The sequence below is a fragment of the Flagellimonas sp. L-11 genome (assembly GCF_056857735.1).
Genome location: NZ_JBSXNR010000042.1, coordinates 21556 through 39140, shown reverse-complemented (window position 1 = coordinate 39140; position 17585 = coordinate 21556). Strand labels below are relative to the sequence as shown.

At 37.2% G+C, this 17585-nt stretch carries 16 protein-coding genes and 1 pseudogene; 6 read left to right on the top strand and 11 right to left on the bottom strand.

Annotation, left to right across the window (positions count from 1 at the left end):
* Positions 1-7: 7 nt before the first annotated feature.
* Positions 8-1090, bottom strand: coding sequence for an efflux RND transporter periplasmic adaptor subunit (locus AC13CC_RS06550; protein ID WP_482877417.1), 1083 nt, complete (start codon positions 1088-1090; stop codon positions 8-10).
* Positions 1091-1237: 147 nt separating this feature from the next.
* Positions 1238-1639: a hypothetical protein gene (locus AC13CC_RS06545; protein ID WP_326278716.1), complete on the bottom strand. Its 402-nt coding sequence runs from the start codon at positions 1637-1639 to the stop codon at positions 1238-1240.
* A gap of 775 nt (positions 1640-2414) precedes the next feature.
* Here AC13CC_RS06545 and AC13CC_RS06540 point away from each other — a divergent pair.
* Positions 2415-3956, top strand: a complete 1542-nt coding sequence (locus AC13CC_RS06540) for a Fic family protein (RefSeq protein WP_482877415.1) — start codon at positions 2415-2417, stop codon at positions 3954-3956.
* Between the two features lie 657 nt (positions 3957-4613).
* On the opposite strand, the gene AC13CC_RS06535 is transcribed toward AC13CC_RS06540, so the two are convergent.
* A complete protein-coding gene (locus AC13CC_RS06535) occupies positions 4614-4892 on the bottom strand; it encodes a type II secretion system F family protein (RefSeq protein ID WP_326278714.1) in 279 nt (92 codons plus the stop codon).
* A gap of 143 nt (positions 4893-5035) precedes the next feature.
* Between AC13CC_RS06535 and AC13CC_RS06530 the strand changes: the two genes are divergently transcribed.
* The gene (locus AC13CC_RS06530; RefSeq protein ID WP_482877413.1) at positions 5036-5794 is read left to right on the top strand and encodes a metallophosphoesterase; all 759 of its coding nucleotides are present in this window, start codon (positions 5036-5038) and stop codon (positions 5792-5794) included.
* A 134-nt stretch (positions 5795-5928) separates the two neighbouring features.
* Here the strand turns inward: AC13CC_RS06530 and AC13CC_RS06525 are convergent, their stop codons facing one another.
* From AC13CC_RS06525 to AC13CC_RS06500, 6 genes and pseudogenes are all read right to left on the bottom strand, one after another.
* Entirely contained in the window at positions 5929-6207 is a 279-nt protein-coding gene (locus tag AC13CC_RS06525; protein ID WP_482877411.1) for a hypothetical protein, read from the bottom strand.
* Between the two features lie 129 nt (positions 6208-6336).
* Positions 6337-7332: an IS110 family RNA-guided transposase gene (locus tag AC13CC_RS06520; protein WP_482877409.1), complete on the bottom strand. Its 996-nt coding sequence runs from the start codon at positions 7330-7332 to the stop codon at positions 6337-6339.
* Between the two features lie 534 nt (positions 7333-7866).
* Positions 7867-8013: pseudogene (locus AC13CC_RS06515) on the bottom strand (SMR family transporter); the annotation flags it as partial.
* Positions 8010-8960: a hypothetical protein gene (locus AC13CC_RS06510; protein WP_482877407.1), complete on the bottom strand. Its 951-nt coding sequence runs from the start codon at positions 8958-8960 to the stop codon at positions 8010-8012. The pseudogene AC13CC_RS06515 and the gene AC13CC_RS06510, both read right to left, overlap by 4 nt.
* 126 nt (positions 8961-9086) lie before the next feature.
* Positions 9087-9623 (bottom strand): hypothetical protein, encoded by a 537-nt coding sequence (locus tag AC13CC_RS06505; RefSeq protein ID WP_330096638.1) that lies wholly within the window; start codon positions 9621-9623, stop codon positions 9087-9089.
* Positions 9624-9727: 104 nt separating this feature from the next.
* Positions 9728-9991, bottom strand: a complete 264-nt coding sequence (locus tag AC13CC_RS06500) for a hypothetical protein (protein ID WP_330096637.1) — start codon at positions 9989-9991, stop codon at positions 9728-9730.
* 133 nt (positions 9992-10124) lie between these two features.
* Here AC13CC_RS06500 and AC13CC_RS06495 point away from each other — a divergent pair, with 133 nt between their 5' ends.
* A complete protein-coding gene (locus tag AC13CC_RS06495) occupies positions 10125-10916 on the top strand; it encodes a sigma-70 family RNA polymerase sigma factor (protein WP_482877405.1) in 792 nt (263 codons plus the stop codon).
* A gap of 1 nt (position 10917) precedes the next feature.
* Complete coding sequence (locus AC13CC_RS06490; RefSeq protein WP_482877403.1) at positions 10918-12015, top strand: nuclease/transposase family protein; 1098 nt, start codon at positions 10918-10920, stop codon at positions 12013-12015.
* 115 nt (positions 12016-12130) lie between these two features.
* On the opposite strand, the gene AC13CC_RS06485 is transcribed toward AC13CC_RS06490, so the two are convergent.
* A complete protein-coding gene (locus tag AC13CC_RS06485; RefSeq protein ID WP_417959392.1) occupies positions 12131-12418 on the bottom strand; it encodes a DUF6998 domain-containing protein in 288 nt (95 codons plus the stop codon).
* A gap of 106 nt (positions 12419-12524) precedes the next feature.
* On the opposite strand from AC13CC_RS06485, the gene AC13CC_RS06480 reads away from it, so the two are divergent.
* Positions 12525-12905: a hypothetical protein gene (locus tag AC13CC_RS06480; protein WP_330096634.1), complete on the top strand. Its 381-nt coding sequence runs from the start codon at positions 12525-12527 to the stop codon at positions 12903-12905.
* A complete protein-coding gene (locus AC13CC_RS06475; RefSeq protein WP_330096633.1) occupies positions 12895-16290 on the top strand; it encodes a PIN domain-containing protein in 3396 nt (1131 codons plus the stop codon). The genes AC13CC_RS06480 and AC13CC_RS06475 overlap by 11 nt, the downstream gene beginning before the upstream one ends.
* 323 nt (positions 16291-16613) lie before the next feature.
* Here AC13CC_RS06475 and AC13CC_RS06470 read toward each other — a convergent pair whose 3' ends face one another.
* On the bottom strand, positions 16614-17540 hold the full coding sequence (locus AC13CC_RS06470; protein WP_482877400.1) for a hypothetical protein: 927 nt from the start codon (positions 17538-17540) through the stop codon (positions 16614-16616).
* Between the last annotated feature and the right edge of the window lie 45 nt (positions 17541-17585).

Genomic DNA, 17585 nt, shown 5'->3' with positions numbered 1-17585 from the left:
GGGATTGTTACTCAGTGTACAAATCAAGGTGGGAGAGTACGGATTCGGGTTTTTCAAAATCGTAGTGGATTTTCTCCCCACTTTTTACCATCCGGATACCTTCCAAAAGCACTTTGTCGTTCAACGAAAGTCCTTTTTCCACCACAAATAGGTGTGGTAATTCAGCACCCACAACTATTTCCCGCTGTTGTACGGTATCATTCTTATCGAGTACAAACACAAATTTTTTGTCCAATACCTCAAAAGTTGCTTTTTGAGGGATAAGCATGGCGTTGTCCAGGGGCACTTTCATCAAAATGCTTCCTGTCTCGCCATGTCTCAAAATACCATCGGGATTGGAAAAGGTTGCCCTAAAGGCAATGTTACCCGTTTCGTGGTTGAATTCTCCTCCGATGGTCTCCACGACCCCCGACTGGTTGAACTTTTTGTTGTTGGCCATTAACAGTTCAACGACCTGTTTTTCGTTCTTTTTGGAACTGGTTATGTAATCTAGGTATTCAGCTTCTGGCACATTAAAGTACACCCACATCTTGGAGTTATCGGATAGAGTCGTTAAAAGTTCACCTTCGTCCAAAAGACTACCTTCCCTCGCTTCCAAGTGGTCCATTATTCCATCGAACGGTGCACGGATATCGGTAAAGCCTAAATGGGTCTCGGCCAAACTAACTTCTGCTTTGGCTCTATCAAACTCTGCTTTGGCCATGGCAAGTTCGTTGGCGGAAACTACATTGCCATCTGCCAATAGTTTGGTGTTCTTGTATTCTATTTCGGCCACTTCTGCCTCTGCATTGGCCTTTTGCAGGTCAGCTTGGTAGACATTGGGCATAATATGGAACATTTGCTGCCCCTTTTTTACATGTTGTCCTTCATCCACATAAATGTGCTGTAGGTATCCTTTTTCCAAGGCCCTTAGCTCAATATGCCTAATGGAATGGATTTGACACACATAGTCCTTGGTAATTGAAGTATCTTTTTGAATGGGGCTGGACACGAGATATTTGGTTTCTTCCTTGTTCTCATGTTTTTTGGAATCGCAGCTTGTGCAGCAGATTACTACAAACAAGCCGATGAAGATCGAAAATCTCCTCATAGTTTTATTGGTTTAAAAATTGATTTAGAAATGGTCAAGGGAAGTCCGAATCCACATAAAGGGACCTACCCTTGGTTAATGATTATTACCCAAAGGGTTGTAGGGGTTTTCGCGACAAGCGGCTGCTTCGAACGCAAAAGGAAAATTCTAAATTCGGAATACCTGAAACCTAACGTGCTTCTTTATTGATGAAGCGGACTTGGGTATAGAAAACCCACGATTTGTGTTAGATTCCAAAAACAATTGCCCCCAAGAGGCGGCAAAAAAATGGGCAGTTAAAAAACTGCCATACGCTGAGGAAAAATTATGTGATGTTGCTTCTTCCTCGCGCTCTTCTTGTTCTTCAATGTCGATTTCTACACAATGTCTTTTTTCAAGACCTAATTGTAATGCATTGAATACAGCAGAGGAATGTTGGCCTTCTACATTTTGAAGATAGCAAGCATTATCCGTAACCGGTGTTTCTTGCAAATTTGCTTGCAAGTTGATGAATCCTCCCAGCAAAACAATGCACAGAGGAAACAAATATTTTGCAAAAGCCTTTTTCATTTGGGGAACAAAACTAGGTTACGTTATCATTACACACAAATATTTTATTGAAAATAGCGCTGTAACAAGTTTTCAAGTTATATTTTATGATTCCTTTAAGGATTTACAATAGTTTTAAAGTTTGGGGTGCCTTTAGTTCTTTGCACTTTCTTAATTCTTCGAATATTTCGTGAAACCAATCTGCTAACCTATCTCCCTCTGACATTTTGGGAGGAAACAAAAATTTTATTTGATAGAGTAGGATGTTCTATTCTCGTAAGCTTATATCTATTGCAATAATAAACCGAAGCATTATCCTTAGAAAAATCATTCTGTGGCTCTGGTGGACTATCCATTTCATCCACATAGATTCTAAAATCCAACCCGCTTTTATAGTTTTTCAAAAACCTTATTAAGCTATCTTTCTGTGGTTTTGTCAGGAAATTGTATTGTTTGACACCATTTTTTTTCAACCAATAGTTGGCGATATGGATGTTTACAATGCCTGTTTCATCACTAATTCTATAGAAGTTAATTTTAGGGAATTTGGACATCAGCATATCCGCCCACCTAAATTTTGGCATTAACACACCTTGCAACCCTTTTGGAATATCCTTGTTTTGCAGCCAATAACATCGTTGCCTAATTTGTTACAAAAAGATGCACTTGGCATAAAAGACATGATGGCTAAAGAATGTAACCATAATTCACGAGACAAGTATAAAAACAATCATTATTCATGGAAAGTAATCGTTTTTCATATTATGTTTGTAATTGAATTTCATAAAAATCAATTATGAGTAATCATTTTTCACGAAAAGTAACCGTTTTTCATGGTCGAACCCTACCGGAAGAAGGTTTCTTGGCCGGTTATTCCCTGTTGATTTCAGAAATAAAAAGCAAGCTCGGTATAATGGTCCCCTTGCCTGATACTTTATCCATTGCAACGGAAAAACACCAACGCTACAATACAAACCAATGGCAGGTATTTACCATTAGGTACAAACCTAAGGATGACCTCAAAAGTCATTTGGCCTTTGCGCTAAAATATGAACCTTTGGATCTCTACATCCTGAAAAAATTCTTCGAACTTACCGGGGAAGTGATCATATTAAAAATGTTGGAAGAGGAGCCCACTGGACAATACACCAGAAGGGCCTGGTTTTTATATGAATGGTTGACGGGGAAGACGCTTGAAGTACCTGGTCTAAAAACAGGTAATTATGTGGAAGTTGTTGATTCTTCTCTACAATTTACCGGTCCATCTGAAAATTCCACCCGGCACAGGGTCAAAAACAATTTGCCCGGGGTTCCCGGTTTCTGTCCCATGATACGAAAGACAGAGAAACTGGAACAGTATATTAAAAAAAATCTGTCGGATGCCGTTGAAAAGGGTTTGGGAAAAAGGGACAAGGACCTGATACGGAGAACCGCTGCTTTTTTATTGCTCAAGGATTCCAAAGCATCCTTCGCCATTGAAGGGGAGTACCCTCCGAACATGCGGGCAAGGAACTGGGGGAAGGCCATAGGCCAATCCGGAAAAGTGCCCCTTACTGTTGAAGAGATTGAAAGGCTACAGCACATTGTGATTGGAAGCAAAAAACTAAAGTATATGGGCATACGCAAAGGGGAAGGCTTTATCGGGGAACACGATAGGGACACACTGGCTCCCATGCCCGACCATATATCGGCCAGTGCCAAAGACTTACCTTTACTGATGCAAGGATTGCTGGAGACCAATGCCCTTTTACAACAGGGGCAATATAACCCTGTTTTGGCTGCGGCCACGATAGCTTTCGGTTTTGTATTTATCCACCCCTTATCCGATGGCAATGGAAGGATCCACCGGTATATCATACACCATTTGCTCACGCGGATGGGCTACACCAAAAGGGGGATGATTTTTCCCATATCCTCCGCCATTTTGGAAAGGATAGATGCATATCAGGATGTTTTGGAGCATTTTTCTTCCCCAAGGGTTGATTTGGTCCAATGGGAGGAAGCACCGGACCACAATGTTAAGATCCTTAATGAGACCATAGATCTGTACCAATATTTTGATTTGACCAGGCAAGCGGAATTCCTATACGAGTGTGTGGAAGAAACCATTGAAAGGATCATACCAGAAGAATTGGACTACCTTGAAAAATATGACCGACTGACCCAATTTATCAATGCCCGCGTAACCTTGCCTGATACAAAAGTGGATTTGTTAATCAAATTCCTTGACCAGAACAACGGCAAATTGTCAAAGAAAAAAAGGGACAAGGAATTTGAGGAATTGACCCATAATGAAGTACTTGAAATAGAGGATGCGTTCCAAAATATTTTTATGTAAACCTTTCAATTCGCCTTTGGTGCAATTGCAAACAAGCACATTTTGACCCTTTATAATTTATGGGAATAAAAAAAGAGTCCGGTTTCCCGAACCCTTTTAATATTATCCATCCTGAGGACTAACCCCTTCAGATCTTCAAAAGTCGATTTGTGGACACTGAGGTCGGAATATCTTCCCTCAAATCTGATACGGGCGTAAATGGGAATCCGTCCATCCTTTTTTTTGGCTGATTTTTTTAGCCAAAAAACTGATAATGATTGAATTAGAGCTGTTCATGTGTTTTCGCTTTAAGTGGAACAATCCGTTGAGCGAAAGTCAAATCACACGAAAATCATATCGGGAAGTACAAGTTAATGAATTTACCCCGACAAAAATAGGACATCCTCACCCTTGATTTCAGACCAAAACAAAAAAAGCCATAAAATATTAATTTTCTGGCTTTCAATTTATTATGGTTTTCATTGTTGCCAATAAAACCATGGTTGTCGGGGTGGCAGACTTAGCAATAACCCCACAAAACACTGTTATTCAATTATTTATATGCATTTATCAAATTTTGCACACCTGATTGCACAACAACACCAAAAAAGAGCTTTTGAAATAAGATTTGCGCTCATTTCATAATATAAAATTATAAAAAGAATCAATAGGAATTTATTAACCTCCAAGAACACTACTCAACCTGAACATCGGCAAATATATGGATACCAATATGACCCCTACAAAAAAACCGATCAACACAATGATCACAGGTTCCATTATAGTGGACAACATTTTGGACTTTTGCTGCAGTTCGATGACATATTGCTCGTTCAATTTTCTAAAAATATACTCGGTCTGATTGGTCTCCTCGGCCACTTTTACCAATGAGATGTACACTTCATTTTCATGATAAACCAATTGGTGAAGGGTAAGCTGCAGGTTTAACTTTGGCAAAAAGTTCTGTTTTTGCCAAAGTTTAATACTTTTGGACAGAGAGGCTATGGGATAGTGATTCTCCGACTTGATTCCCTGCTTTGATAAAGTTCTAAGCCCTTTGGGGAATATTATTTTCCGAACTTTGCCGAACAAAAAGTAATATGGCGACCATCCAATACATATCGGACCTTCATTTGGAATTTCCTGAGAACAAATACTTTATTCAGGACAATCCCATCCAACCTCAAACGGATACCCTGGTCATGGCAGGGGACATTGTGTTGTTTTCCACATTGGGTAAATTTGATTGGTTTTTCGATGACCTATCCCGCAAGTTCCAACAAGTATATTGGATTCCAGGAAACCATGAATATTATCGGTCGGATATTAGACATAGGACGGGCTCCTTTAAAGAAAGGATAAGGGATAACATCTTTTTGGTGAACAATCAAACCATCGAAGTCCAGGAGGTGGAATTGATTTTTACCACGCTTTGGACCCAACTCTCCGATAAAAACCAAGGACATATCACCGGAATGCTTTCTGATTTCAGGGCCATCCATAACAATGGGGAATTGCTGTCCCCTTCCGATTATAATGCCCTACATCAAGAAAGCCTCTTCTTTTTGGAGCAAAACCTGAATAAGAGTTCCAAAAAAAAGGTGGTGGTCACCCACCATGTCCCCACTTTTTACCAGTATCCCAAAAAATACCAAGGTGATCCCTTGAACGAGGCTTTTGCCGTGGAACTGGACGACCTGATGAAAAGATGTTGCCCAAATTATTGGATCTATGGGCACCACCATTCCAATATAGCCCCTTTCCAAATGGGAGACACCACGCTTGTGACCAACCAATTGGGCTATGTACGGATGGGTGAACACCTTCAATTTTCCTTCGATGCCATAATTGAACTTTAAGAACACTATTGTATCAATTACATGGCTGTACTTGTTCACATACTTAGTGAATCAGATGGCTACATCCATCTTTGTAAATTTTATCAACTGGAACCCCTTCTTGTTATACATAAAAAGAAAAACAGATTTCTATCCTAATACAAAACCTTCTTCAGGGCTTCAATCAATTCATTGTATTTGGTAGGATTGGCCTCTTTTAACTTTTTCAGGTTCTCCAATTTCCATTTAACGGCAGGAAATTCTTCAAAATCATAGATTTCCCAATTGGGTTCAAGACCTATTACACTCATTAAAAATGTTTTGTCTTCTTCGGTTAGGCTCTCGTTTACTGTCTTTATAAGTTCAACCCGTGTCTTTTCAAAATCTTCGTAAGAAAAAGGAACAGCACTCATTCCGTCAAAATGGTTTTCCATAGCATGGCGCTGGTCCGTAAGTATTCTATGGACTTTCCAAATTAAATTGGATAATTTTTGGGCATTATTTTTCCCTATCAATACACCCCGTCCATTTGCGGGGGGCGATATTGAAGGAAAAAATAATGGTTATGAGGCGTGCTTGTACACGTTGACGTACGGTGTCCCCCGATGAACGACGGCGAATGCCCGTGAGACGAGCTTGTTGCGGACGATGTTCACAGTGCTCATCTTGTTCTTCCCGGACGCGATTCTCTTGTCATAATATCCCTTTATTTCCGCATCGTGCCTTATCGACGACAGCGCACACATATTCAAAAGGCTCTTGATGTTCTTGTTGGCCATCTGGCTCACTCTGGACTTTCCCCTGATGCTGCTGCCCGATTGGTGCGGGTAAGGTGCTATCCCACAATAGGCCGCGAACTGTCTTGCACTCTTGAACTTGGTGAACCCCTCGGTGTACACCAACAGGAGCATTGCCGCCTGTTTCCCGATGCATTTGATGCTCATCAAGAGGGAGAAGATGCGGTCAAGTTCCCTGTCAGATTTGATGTTGGCCTCCATTTCGAGATCCAGGGCATCTATATGCACGGTCAGCTCTCTTATCATCTTTTCCTGGACCTTGAACAACAGTTTGAAGTCCTTTTGGCCAAGTACCTTTTTTTGTTCCTTGATACTGGCCTTGTAGCCCGCCCGTTGTCTTATGAGCCTTTCCCTTAGGGAGAGCAGTTTTTTCAATGTCCTGATGGTCCTTGAGGGGGACTTGAACAATGTGACCTCGTCCCTGAGCCTGTAACCGTACAGTGCAATCCTTGCGGCATCTACCCTGTCGTCCTTTCCACGGACTATCCCGAGCGATCTCTTGATCTCAAGACCGGACACTATGGAATAGGGAATCCCCTCCTTGGAAAGGTGCTCCGAGAGCCTCTCCGAGTACAGTCCCGTGTGCTCAAAGATGAACAGTATATGATCTTTGGAATGTGGGCTGTTGGCATAAGCCCATTTGACAAGTTTGGCGAACCCTTTTTCCGAGTTCTCAAAGACAGTACTTTGCCTGTTGGAGTGGATGTGGGCATCCAATGTCAATTTGCTGACATCGATGCCGATGGTCTCTTTGATTTCCATAACTTTATGATGTTTTAAAATGGTTACGTTGACTAAAACCTTTAACAGGAGGTTCCTAAAATTCTATATGGTCCTTGTAACCGTGTTAAGAGAGAATGGGGACTAATACTTACCATGGGCCATAAACCCTGATTTGGGCCGAGTTCACCCCATTCTCTTTTTGATTACTACCAAAGTTATCCATAAAATAAAGGACAAAGATTTAGTGCGATGACCAACTATTAGGAATCAACAATGACGGTTCTTAAATGGAAATCTAATCTAAAGGTATTTGGGACGCTTGCAGCACTTCACTGCGTTCCGTTTGCCCTTTATTTAGATTGTAATTATTGTAGTGATTTCTGCTGAATCTAGTTCCATATTAGGCCCTCTGTATTTAGAGAATTGTAGATATCTCGATCTTTAGGACAGGATTTCTACAAAACTAATATAATTATCAAGCTGCTCTTTTAAATAGATCAATGGGTCTTTCATAGTCGATGGACTGGTGTCTTCTTTCATCGTTGTAATAATCAAAGTACTCTGCCAATAACAGATAAAGGTCGATATAAAAAATATTCTCCAAAAACTAACTGGATCTTTGAACAATACTTTTCCAACCAGTACAGTTTCTACAGCACCAATTCCCGTTCAGACTGCACACGCTGTTCCAATGAGTGAATTTTGGGTGGATTTAATTAAATGTCATTGTTAGGTATAGTCATTTTATGTGCTTTCTGTATAAAAAATAACCAATTAAAATCTTTTCTTATTTTAATTTCGTTATGAATGCTTTTTATGCTACTTGCTATACTTACTGGATTGACTGGAATTGATAAAGGAACATTCCCTAAGATTCCTAAAATTGAAGTCATTTTTAGATTTGGTTTTTTTCTATCGATGAAGTCAAATTTCGCTTCATTTATGAATTTGTTTAAATCAGACTGAAATTTGTCTGCATCCTTAGATTTTAGAAAAGCTGTCGTCCAATCAAATATTTTTGTTCTGAAGTCTTTAAGAAATTCTGATTTTCTCAAAATGATAATTTCGTCCCAAGTCAAACCTCCAAAATCTATAAGATTAATTTTTTCTATTTCCCTAATGATATCGCCTTTGTCAAGCCTCTTGTGATGTTGATAGGTACATCTAAATGCTTGTTCATGAATTTCAGAAAACAATGCTGAAAAATCTTTAGAAATTTCTACAGCATAAGATAAAAGTTGGAAATCATAGGAAATTCCACCAATGTATCCTTGTAACTCTTTATATTCATATCTAGTTAATTCAGATATAGAACTTTTTCCAACTTTTTTCAAATAATAATCACAAACAAAATTAATGTAGGCAGTTGAGTTTTCTCCCCCCCACATTGAATCTTCGTGCTTAGGAAAAGTTAATTTGTTATTATCCTCACTTACAAAATCTTTTATTGAAAGTAATATTTTTTTAAGGTCACTCTTGTTCTTTACTTCTTCCTTGGATGCACCATTTAAAAAATGAAGTTCATCAAAACCATATTTTTCACTACCATCAGCAATAACTAAGTTATCAAATAAAATTGCATTTCTTTTCAAGAAGAAGCTAGGGTTTTCTGAATAATATTCAGAGTAAAGGAATTGACTTTCTATTGTATAAATCCCGTACTTCATTATTTCTTGAATATACCTAATTTGTTCATTTGTATAACATTATTGAACATTTACACCTCATTTGGGTGGGTATGCCCAAGTTTCATAATTTTTAATTTGGTCTAGCTGCCATATTTTATTTGAACTTTAACTTTGTTTTGTGCTGAGTTTCAATAAATATCTTGCAACCCTCCCTAAATTTGAAAGTAGAAGATATCCCACCAACAAATTGACCCCTGAAACAAACCATCTGAAATAGTCATAATACTCTGAAAGTCCTGGAGCCTCAAACGGACTTAAACCAGAGGAGCTAATTTCCTTTTTGAAACCGAGGTAGCAATAATGAAGGAACTCTGGTAAATGGTCAAGTACCATAAACCCTGCAATAAAGATCAAAGCTATTTTGACAATTTCAAGACTTCCCAAATTTCCAAACTCTATTCTCTCATCGTCAAAACCTTTGTCCAGTTTAAGTACATCGATAACGGTATCTGATTTTTGAAGTAAAAAGATGAACAAAAGTATCATGAATGCAGCCGAACCGAAAATTATCAGAATTGGCCAAATTGCTAATTCATAAGTTAAATAGCTCACGTTGGTAGGAATAAAATTGAATACCGTCAGTAATAAAAGATAAAGGGCAAACAGTCTTATAATAATCCTGAAAAAATCTCTTTTGGTCATAGGTTGGTTAATGTTGATTGTGAGTCATTTTATTGAGCTTTTGAAAAATAACCTCTAAAGAAATAGTCAGGAAAAAAATGGTACTCCCGAGCTAGGTTCAATTTTTACTTCAATTCCGCATATATGACCTTGGTTATCATGTCAGGCTCTATATCTAACAATTCAGCAAGCCTTACTATTTCTCCCATAGTGAACTTATCGGGATGGTTCAGCTTGACCATATACCTGCCATAATTTATGCCAAGGGATTTCGCAATTCGGGTTGGATATAATTCTGCAAGTGTGTACATCTTTCGAATTTTTCCCGTCTCGAACATTGAACCTATGGAAACCAGTGCAGGGTCTTTATGATCATCTTTTTTTGTCATGGGCGTATTTGTTAACCCTAAAATGACAAGTAATTCATTTATAGTACTGTAAAATATACTTATAATAAGTTAATAATTACGATTAATAAATAAATGATTACATTTGGTAAGTGTTTATTAAAATTTTATGCTCGTGATTTCAAATATCGACAACAAACATCTTGAATTATTGAAGAAAGGTTGCCCTTCGACTTTTGCAGAAATCTATACAAAATACAATCGACCGATTTACTGGCTGGGAAAGAGCTTTCTCGATGATGGTTTTGTTGTGGAAACTTTGGTACAGGATGTATTCTTGAAGTTGTGGGTTAATAGGGACAGCTTGGAATCACCCAGGCACATATATTTTTTCTTGCGGTTTGTCATGAAAAGGGAGTGTATTTCATATTATACTCGCCCTAGGAACAAGTTTTTCAGGAAAGTCCATTCGTTGGAGAGTTTTGAGAATTACCAAGACTATATGGTCGGGTATGACCCTGCTGAAGACAATACCAATTTTAAACTACAGGAAGGGGAACAAGAGAAGTTCGAAAGTATCATAAGCGTCCTGCCGTTATTGGATGACAGCAAAAGACACGTAATCAATCTCTGTTTAAAATATGGCTTTCGGTATAAAGCTATTTCCAAAGCAATAGGAAAAGGCATCAATGAAACCTGTAGAGAGATCAAGGAAGCTATTGAAGATATTAAAACCATCCTTAATCAAGGAAATAAGCTCGATTTCGGTGATAACAATACAGATGAGATAAAGTTTACTGGTGAGATGACAGAAGAGCAGACAAAGGTGCTTAAAATGCGTTGTGAACTAAGATATTCCTTTTCCGAAATAGCGGATGAACTTAACATCTCCCAAAAGGAGGTGCATCAGGAATTCATGATAGCCTATAGGCTAATGGAAGCAAAACATCAATTGCAATCAGCCTAGTATGGAAAAGACAACACTAAAACTAACCCGAAAGATCCAACTTCTTATTGACCTTCCTACAAAAGAGGAGAAAAAAGAGGCCTTGGATAAACTGTACCAATGGCAGAACAGATGCTTTAGGGCAGCCAACCTAATAGTAACCCATCTTTATGTTCAGGAAATGATAAGGGAATTCTTTTATCTATCAGAGGGAGTAAAATATAAATTGGCAGATGAAAAGAAAGATAAACAAGGAATACTTAACCGTTCTAGGATCAACACAACCTATCGGGTCGTATCTGATCGTTTTAAAGGAGAAATCCCCACAAACATATTGTCCAATTTGAACCAGGCCTTGATTTCATCATTTAAAAAGAACAGACCGGAGTATTGGAACGGTGAACGTTCTTTGAAAAACTTCAGGAGGGATATGGCCTTCCCTTTTGATTTGGAGGGTATAAGTGGATTACACTATAATGAAGAGAAAAAAGCATTTTGTTTCCGTTTGTTCAGGATTCCCTTTAAAACCTACTTGGGAAAGGATTTCACTGATAAACGGACATTGTTGGAGCGGGTAGTGGAGAGCAAGACTAAGCTGTGCACATCACACATCAAGCTAAAGGATGGCAAGATTTTCTTGTTGGCAGTATTTGAAATTGAAAAGGAAAGGAATGAATTAAGACCCGAGGTTATTGCAGAGGCTTCTCTGTCCCTTGAATATCCTATTGTTGTAAAGATTGGTAAGACAAGGATTACCATTGGCACAAAGGAAGAGTTTTTATACAGAAGACTGGCGATACAATCGGCACACAGACGGGCAAAGATCGGTGCAACCTATTCCAAATCGGGTAAAGGCATCAAAAGAAAACTAAAGGCAGTTGACAGGCTTGGTCAAACGGAACGTAACTATGTCCATAACCGTTTGCATGTCTATAGTCGGAGGTTGATTGATTTTTGTGTTAAACATAGGGCAGGAACCCTCATACTTTTGAATCAGGAGGAAAAATCTGAGATTGCTAAAGAAGAGGGATTTGTATTAAGAAATTGGAGCTATTGCGATTTGATTACCAAAATAGAATACAAGGCAAAGAAAGCAGGTCTTGAATTAATTATTGATTGAATAGAATGGTCGAGGGTGCTTGTACACCCGTAAGGTGAGGTCAATGACACTCACTAAATGCTTGTGGCATATACAACGCGTGGGCTCTCTTATTTAAATAACGGATGATTACTAATTAATTGATTTCCTTTAGCCTTTCACAAGGACTTACTAATTTATCTAGATTCCTGAGGTGGTTCCCTGAGATTCCATACCATATATTCCTGTAGGACTTACGCTTTCTATCTTTAAGAAAATCACTTATTGGTTTGCCGGGGCCATTATATATCACTTCAAGGTTACCGTCAGGAAAAATATGTACAGCTATGAAATGTTCAGGTTCCTTATTGAAAGGATAGCTGAAGTTATATGCCATGCTAGCTTTGATTTGAAAAAATATAATAGCATGTGTAAGATCAAGCAATTTTGCTTGGTCAAATCCAATTTAATTTTAAGTCTATCTGAAAACTCTGATAGTTTATTCTTTAAATTGCAGATAATCTGTAATTTAAATAGATAATAATATGCCAATGATAACAACCGCAGCTTTAACAGCTTTAATTACAACTCTTGCTCATAAGGGCTTCGAAAGTGCTTTTGAAAAAGCTGGAGAAAAAATTTCTGAAGGGGCCATTAATTGGCTTAAATCCTTGCTTTATAAAGATAACAGCCCTAAAAAAGCCTTAAAGGAATTACAGGAAAATCCTGAAAAGGAAGAAAAGCAGCTAATTGTAAAATCCATAATAGAGAATTCCATTGAGGATAATGCAACCAATTTGAACTATCTAAGAGAAATTATTGAAATATTACCGGTGAACCAAAACCACATAACTAACTATAAAAATATCAATACTGGACAGATAAAAACTAGAGGCGGTGATGTGAACATAGGTGATAAATATGACAAATAAGAATATAAATCAAGGGGAGATAACTACCGAAAGCGGAGATGTACACATTGGTGATAAAATTACAAACCTAATTGATGGGCTTTCCTTGGTACTGCATGAATACAAGCAACAATTAAAGAGCATAGAACAACTTATAAATGATTTTAAACCTAGAACTGCACTAAAATTACTGGAAGAAATTGAATTAAGGATAACGGAAAACGGGATAAATGACAACTTGATTCAAAGTAAAATATTGTTCCTAAAGGCTACTTGTAAAAGTGAACTTTTTGATTATCCCATACAAGTTACTGCTAACGAATTTATTCAATCCTATCTTTTGGCTAAAGAAGACAAAAGGCTTAAGGAAAAGGCCTGTGTTGAATATCTTAATCTTGATGATGAAAAGAAATCCTTGGAACTCGTCGATGAAATTCTTAGGATTGATGAATATAATTTGAATGCCTGGTATGTTAAAATCATTACCTCTCAGAATTTGAAATCTGTTATAAGAGAGGTGCCAAAAGTGATTTTTGAAAATTATGATTTCCAGCTGAATATAGCTTATTGGGTACTTGGGGTTGCGAAAAGGGAGTTTGCCGAGGAATGGGAACGCTTAGGACTTAAAGTGAGTGTAGATGTTGAGAAATACAAAAAGCTTACATTTCAAAATAAACACGCGTGGATAGTGGCACTGGATCTATTCATCAATAAAATTTTCAATGATTTTCCGATTCGATATGTTGCTGGCAAAAACTTTGTCTTTCAAGATGAATATATAATCGATGATGCAATAAAGTTTTTAGAGAACTTTATTGCTCCCTTAGAAGAATCCGAAATTCAAGAATCAATATATCATCAAAAATTTTTTTACAACTACTTTCAATATTACAGTACGAAAGAAGGTAGGTTTCTTGATGAATTGGAAACAATCTATTCGAAACTTCCAAAGTTAAATTGGTTTTATACAATGACCTACTGTCAAGCCATTAACCATAATGGAAATTTCCAAAAATCCATTCAGGTCATTCAAGAATATGAGGATAAGGGAGGTGAAAAGATTAGTGAACTATTCCTGTTTAAGGCCTCATTACTTTTTTTATCAGGTAAAAAAGATGGGATTCCACAGGTTTTTGATGAATATTTGAATACGGTCAACATTATTGACGAGCCTGTAGGGTTTAATATTCTAAATGCTTTTTTGAATCCACTTTCGTCTTTCACTAGTGAACAAGAATTTAAAAAGATTCAGGATAGTGTCTTTAAAAAGAATTTCAAATCAGAGGACTTGAAAAATTTATTCCAAATCACATGTGAAATAAGGTACTCTAAGGATATAAATGAGCATGAGTTGTTTGATAAATTAACGAAACTGTCTAAGGTAAAGGAATTAGACCAAAACTATAAGGATTTACTCGCAGAGAATTTTAATAATATTGGACGAACGGAAGAAGCAGTTAAATTTATTGAAACCTACTTGGATAAAACGAAGGTGTCTCCTTCTCTTAGATTTTATATTGTCTTGCTCGAAAAATTACTAACCAAGAACAAGGAAAGTGGTCGGGGTATATATAAGGAGTTACTTGACCTCCTGTCCTTTTATCGTTTGAACAGTAAAGAGCCGGATGAGTATTTGTTGGGTATTGAACATAACCTTAATCTCGCGAAAAATGATTGGGAGAATTTGAAAGAGGTCGATATTATTTTGTTCCAGTCCTTTCCAAACAATGAATTATATCTGCTTTTTTACCTACTATGTCTCGAAAAACTCAATCTACTTGAAGAATTAAAAGAAGTTTCAGAAACCACACCCACTAATTTTGAAAATGTATCTGTTGGAATACAGGTGAGTAAGTTACTTCTGAGAAATAAGGTGGATAAAGAAAAGGGAGCACAGATAATGTACAACCTTGCCATAGAGCCTTCCAATACTGAGGCCAGAAAATTATTTTTTGGTATTGCTCATTTGTTCAATGCAGATTTTTTTCGGCAATTTGAATTTGTTGAAAAAGGGATGTGGGTCAAATATTCAATAAATAGTGGAGTAGTTGAGGAAGTGAAAATAACCAAGGAGACTGGTATTCAGAAGGAACTGTTAGGCAGAAAAGTTGGAGACAAATTTTCAATCGAACAACCGTTGACCGGAAATATAAATGTGATTGAAGTGTTGAATATCTATAATGATGCATTAAAGCTCAATTATGATATACAAAAGGAAGCCCAAAACCCAATGAACGATTTAGGATTTGCAGCACTTCAATTTCCTGAAAAGATTGAGGATTTTGAAGATTTTCTTGTTAAACAATTCGGCCCAAAACAAAGCCAAGAGAATGCAATTCGAGAGAAACATCTAAACGATTATTACAATTATAGAATTGGATTTACTGAAGTAAGTAGGTCCGTCTTTAATAATCCTGTTGAAGCCTATCTTGCCTTGACCTACGAACGAGACAAAAAGTTTACTACTATCCCACTATTGATTACCCCAACTATATTGGAAGAAACAGAGTTTACTCTAGATTTCACATCGCTTTTACTTTTTTATCAACTCGAACAGAATCTGGATTTTAATTTCAAAATAAAGTTCAAGATTTCATATTTGATCAAAGATTGGGTCAAATTACTACTTGTGGAAGAAAAAAGTTCCAGAGGGCCTTTTGCAAGTCTTAATATTGATACCAAGGGTATTAAAAGGTATTTGGTTCCCGAAGATTACAAAGATAATCGCATTAATTTTTTCGAAAGTATTTTGAATTGGATAGAGGAAAATTGTGTTGTGGATTTGGTGGAAGAGAAATTGGACATAGCATATCAGTTAGAGGATAATATGAATGAAGCTGATTTAACTATGAAGCTAATGGTGGACAATATGCACTTTGCCTTACGGGAAAATAATCATTTAATAACTAGTGATAGTACATTATACCTTTTTCAGGCGAAATCGAAATTGAAAAATAATATAATCAGTCCTGAAAAGTTCTTACTACATTTCCATGCAACCAAGTGCGATACCGAATTTTATAGATTTTTGTTAAAGACCAACTATATAGGTGTTGATATTAATCTTGATACATTAAAAAATGAATTCTTCGCTTTGTTGTCCGGTAATGAGAATTACTACGGCAAATGCCTCGAAAATCTCTCTTATAGTGTACACAACAATCCAGAGGTTATCAATGTTACTTCTAAATTCCTTAAAGGATTGTATCTTATGGAATCGGTCACAATCGAAAATAAGAACCTGCACTCGTTTGAGCTTTTTAAAAGTACTTTTTACTCCATGCCGGAAAGTTTGATTAGGGTTTATCGGAACACAATCGTAAGGGAATTTACACTTCTAGGGAATTATTATGATGAAGTTCTTAAAATGTTTGATAGCACCAAATCCCTTTTTAATTCAAAATAGAATGAAAATCCTAATAAATACGAGCAAATTCTATCTCTGAATACTCGTTGTGGTTTTAATAGTGTCATTAGTATTTTCCATGTGTTGGCAAATGTTAAAGTCTTGATACGGTATTCCTAAAAACGGCACATGAATTTGGAGATAGTTTTGGCATGGCCAATAGCATTTTTTCAGCTTTGGCATTTGCATTCCTTCAATTTAATGAACATATCTGATTGATTTAGATATGGAGCTAGTCGAATGTGCGGTCGTACTTCGTGAAATCAGGAATATTTTGCGCATACTGGGTTGAGAATTGCAATGCGCGCAGCAGCATTGGCTAATCAATTTTGAAATTCCACATCAATTTCTTGTAGCATTTCTTCAAGTTCTTTAAACCTATCGTCAAATCCGTCCATGAAGACTTCAGCATCCTTATTTTGATAAAGTTCTTTGGATTGAATCCAATTATCAAGTCGAGAAACGATATAATCCAGTTTTACTACTTGTAATTTAACCCCTGAAAGTGCATCAAGTGAAGTGTATCGTTTGATTATCTCTGCTTTGATGTTTTCATAAGCACTTTTAATCAATCCGAAATTCAACTCCGCTAAGGGATAGTTGTTGTATATTCCTTCATACACTTTGCCTACACTGTAATAAAAATCATTTGGGACAAGGTCTGTAAGTTTCATGTTCTTAAATTTCTTTTTATGGTTTGATAGGTCTTGTTCTAGCAGCATCACCACTTTGTCAAGTAAGTCACAAATACTTTTTTCATGCCTCTGTTTTAGGTCAAGCAAATCAAAATCTCGATGTTCAGATTTCTGCTGTTTGGGGAAATAGGAAGCGAGCTTGAATGATTTGTTTCCTATGCTATACCTTGCTATGTAGTGAAACGACTTATCTTTATTCCTGCTTGTCGGATGCCCTACGGCATCATTCCTTAGCTCTCTAACTAAATACAAATCTGGATAATCTTTCTTCCAATTTATTTCTTTGTTGAATAAGGCCATTGAAAGATGATTTGCTGAATCCTGTTGAAGAAAAAAAGCTTGGAGTAAGCCATATAAATAGAGATACCCGCCATCCTCTGCTGAAAACTCAGGGAGATTGTAATAGCTGTCGATTGCAAGTTGAGTATCTCCCAAAACATCCATACAGGAGCATACCTTGTCCCATTTCACTCTATCCCTGAAAAGGAGTTCACGCTTCCATGGATGATTGATATGGTCTCTGATTTTACGTGTGCGTTCTAACACTTCTTGCATCAATTTTTTCTCTTACATTGTTCATAACTGTCAATGGGCGGTGGC

Bases quoted from the DNA above. Each gene is read 5' to 3' on its own strand.
- AC13CC_RS06545 (WP_326278716.1), bottom strand. From the start codon at position 1,639: ATGAAAAAGGCTTTTGCAAAATATTTGTTTCCTCTGTGCATTGTTTTG.
- AC13CC_RS06520 (WP_482877409.1), bottom strand. From the start codon at position 7,332: ATGGAAATCAAAGAGACCATCGGCATCGATGTCAGCAAATTGACATTG.
- AC13CC_RS06540 (WP_482877415.1), top strand. From the start codon at position 2,415: ATGAGTAATCATTTTTCACGAAAAGTAACCGTTTTTCATGGTCGAACC.
- AC13CC_RS06480 (WP_330096634.1), top strand. From the start codon at position 12,525: ATGATAACAACCGCAGCTTTAACAGCTTTAATTACAACTCTTGCTCAT.
- AC13CC_RS06550 (WP_482877417.1), bottom strand. From the start codon at position 1,090: ATGAGGAGATTTTCGATCTTCATCGGCTTGTTTGTAGTAATCTGCTGC.
- AC13CC_RS06505 (WP_330096638.1), bottom strand. From the start codon at position 9,623: ATGACCAAAAGAGATTTTTTCAGGATTATTATAAGACTGTTTGCCCTT.
- AC13CC_RS06530 (WP_482877413.1), top strand. From the start codon at position 5,036: ATGGCGACCATCCAATACATATCGGACCTTCATTTGGAATTTCCTGAG.
- AC13CC_RS06490 (WP_482877403.1), top strand. From the start codon at position 10,918: ATGGAAAAGACAACACTAAAACTAACCCGAAAGATCCAACTTCTTATT.
- AC13CC_RS06510 (WP_482877407.1), bottom strand. From the start codon at position 8,960: ATGAAGTACGGGATTTATACAATAGAAAGTCAATTCCTTTACTCTGAA.
- AC13CC_RS06475 (WP_330096633.1), top strand. From the start codon at position 12,895: ATGACAAATAAGAATATAAATCAAGGGGAGATAACTACCGAAAGCGGA.
- AC13CC_RS06470 (WP_482877400.1), bottom strand. From the start codon at position 17,540: ATGCAAGAAGTGTTAGAACGCACACGTAAAATCAGAGACCATATCAAT.
- AC13CC_RS06525 (WP_482877411.1), bottom strand. From the start codon at position 6,207: ATGGAAAACCATTTTGACGGAATGAGTGCTGTTCCTTTTTCTTACGAA.
- AC13CC_RS06500 (WP_330096637.1), bottom strand. From the start codon at position 9,991: ATGACAAAAAAAGATGATCATAAAGACCCTGCACTGGTTTCCATAGGT.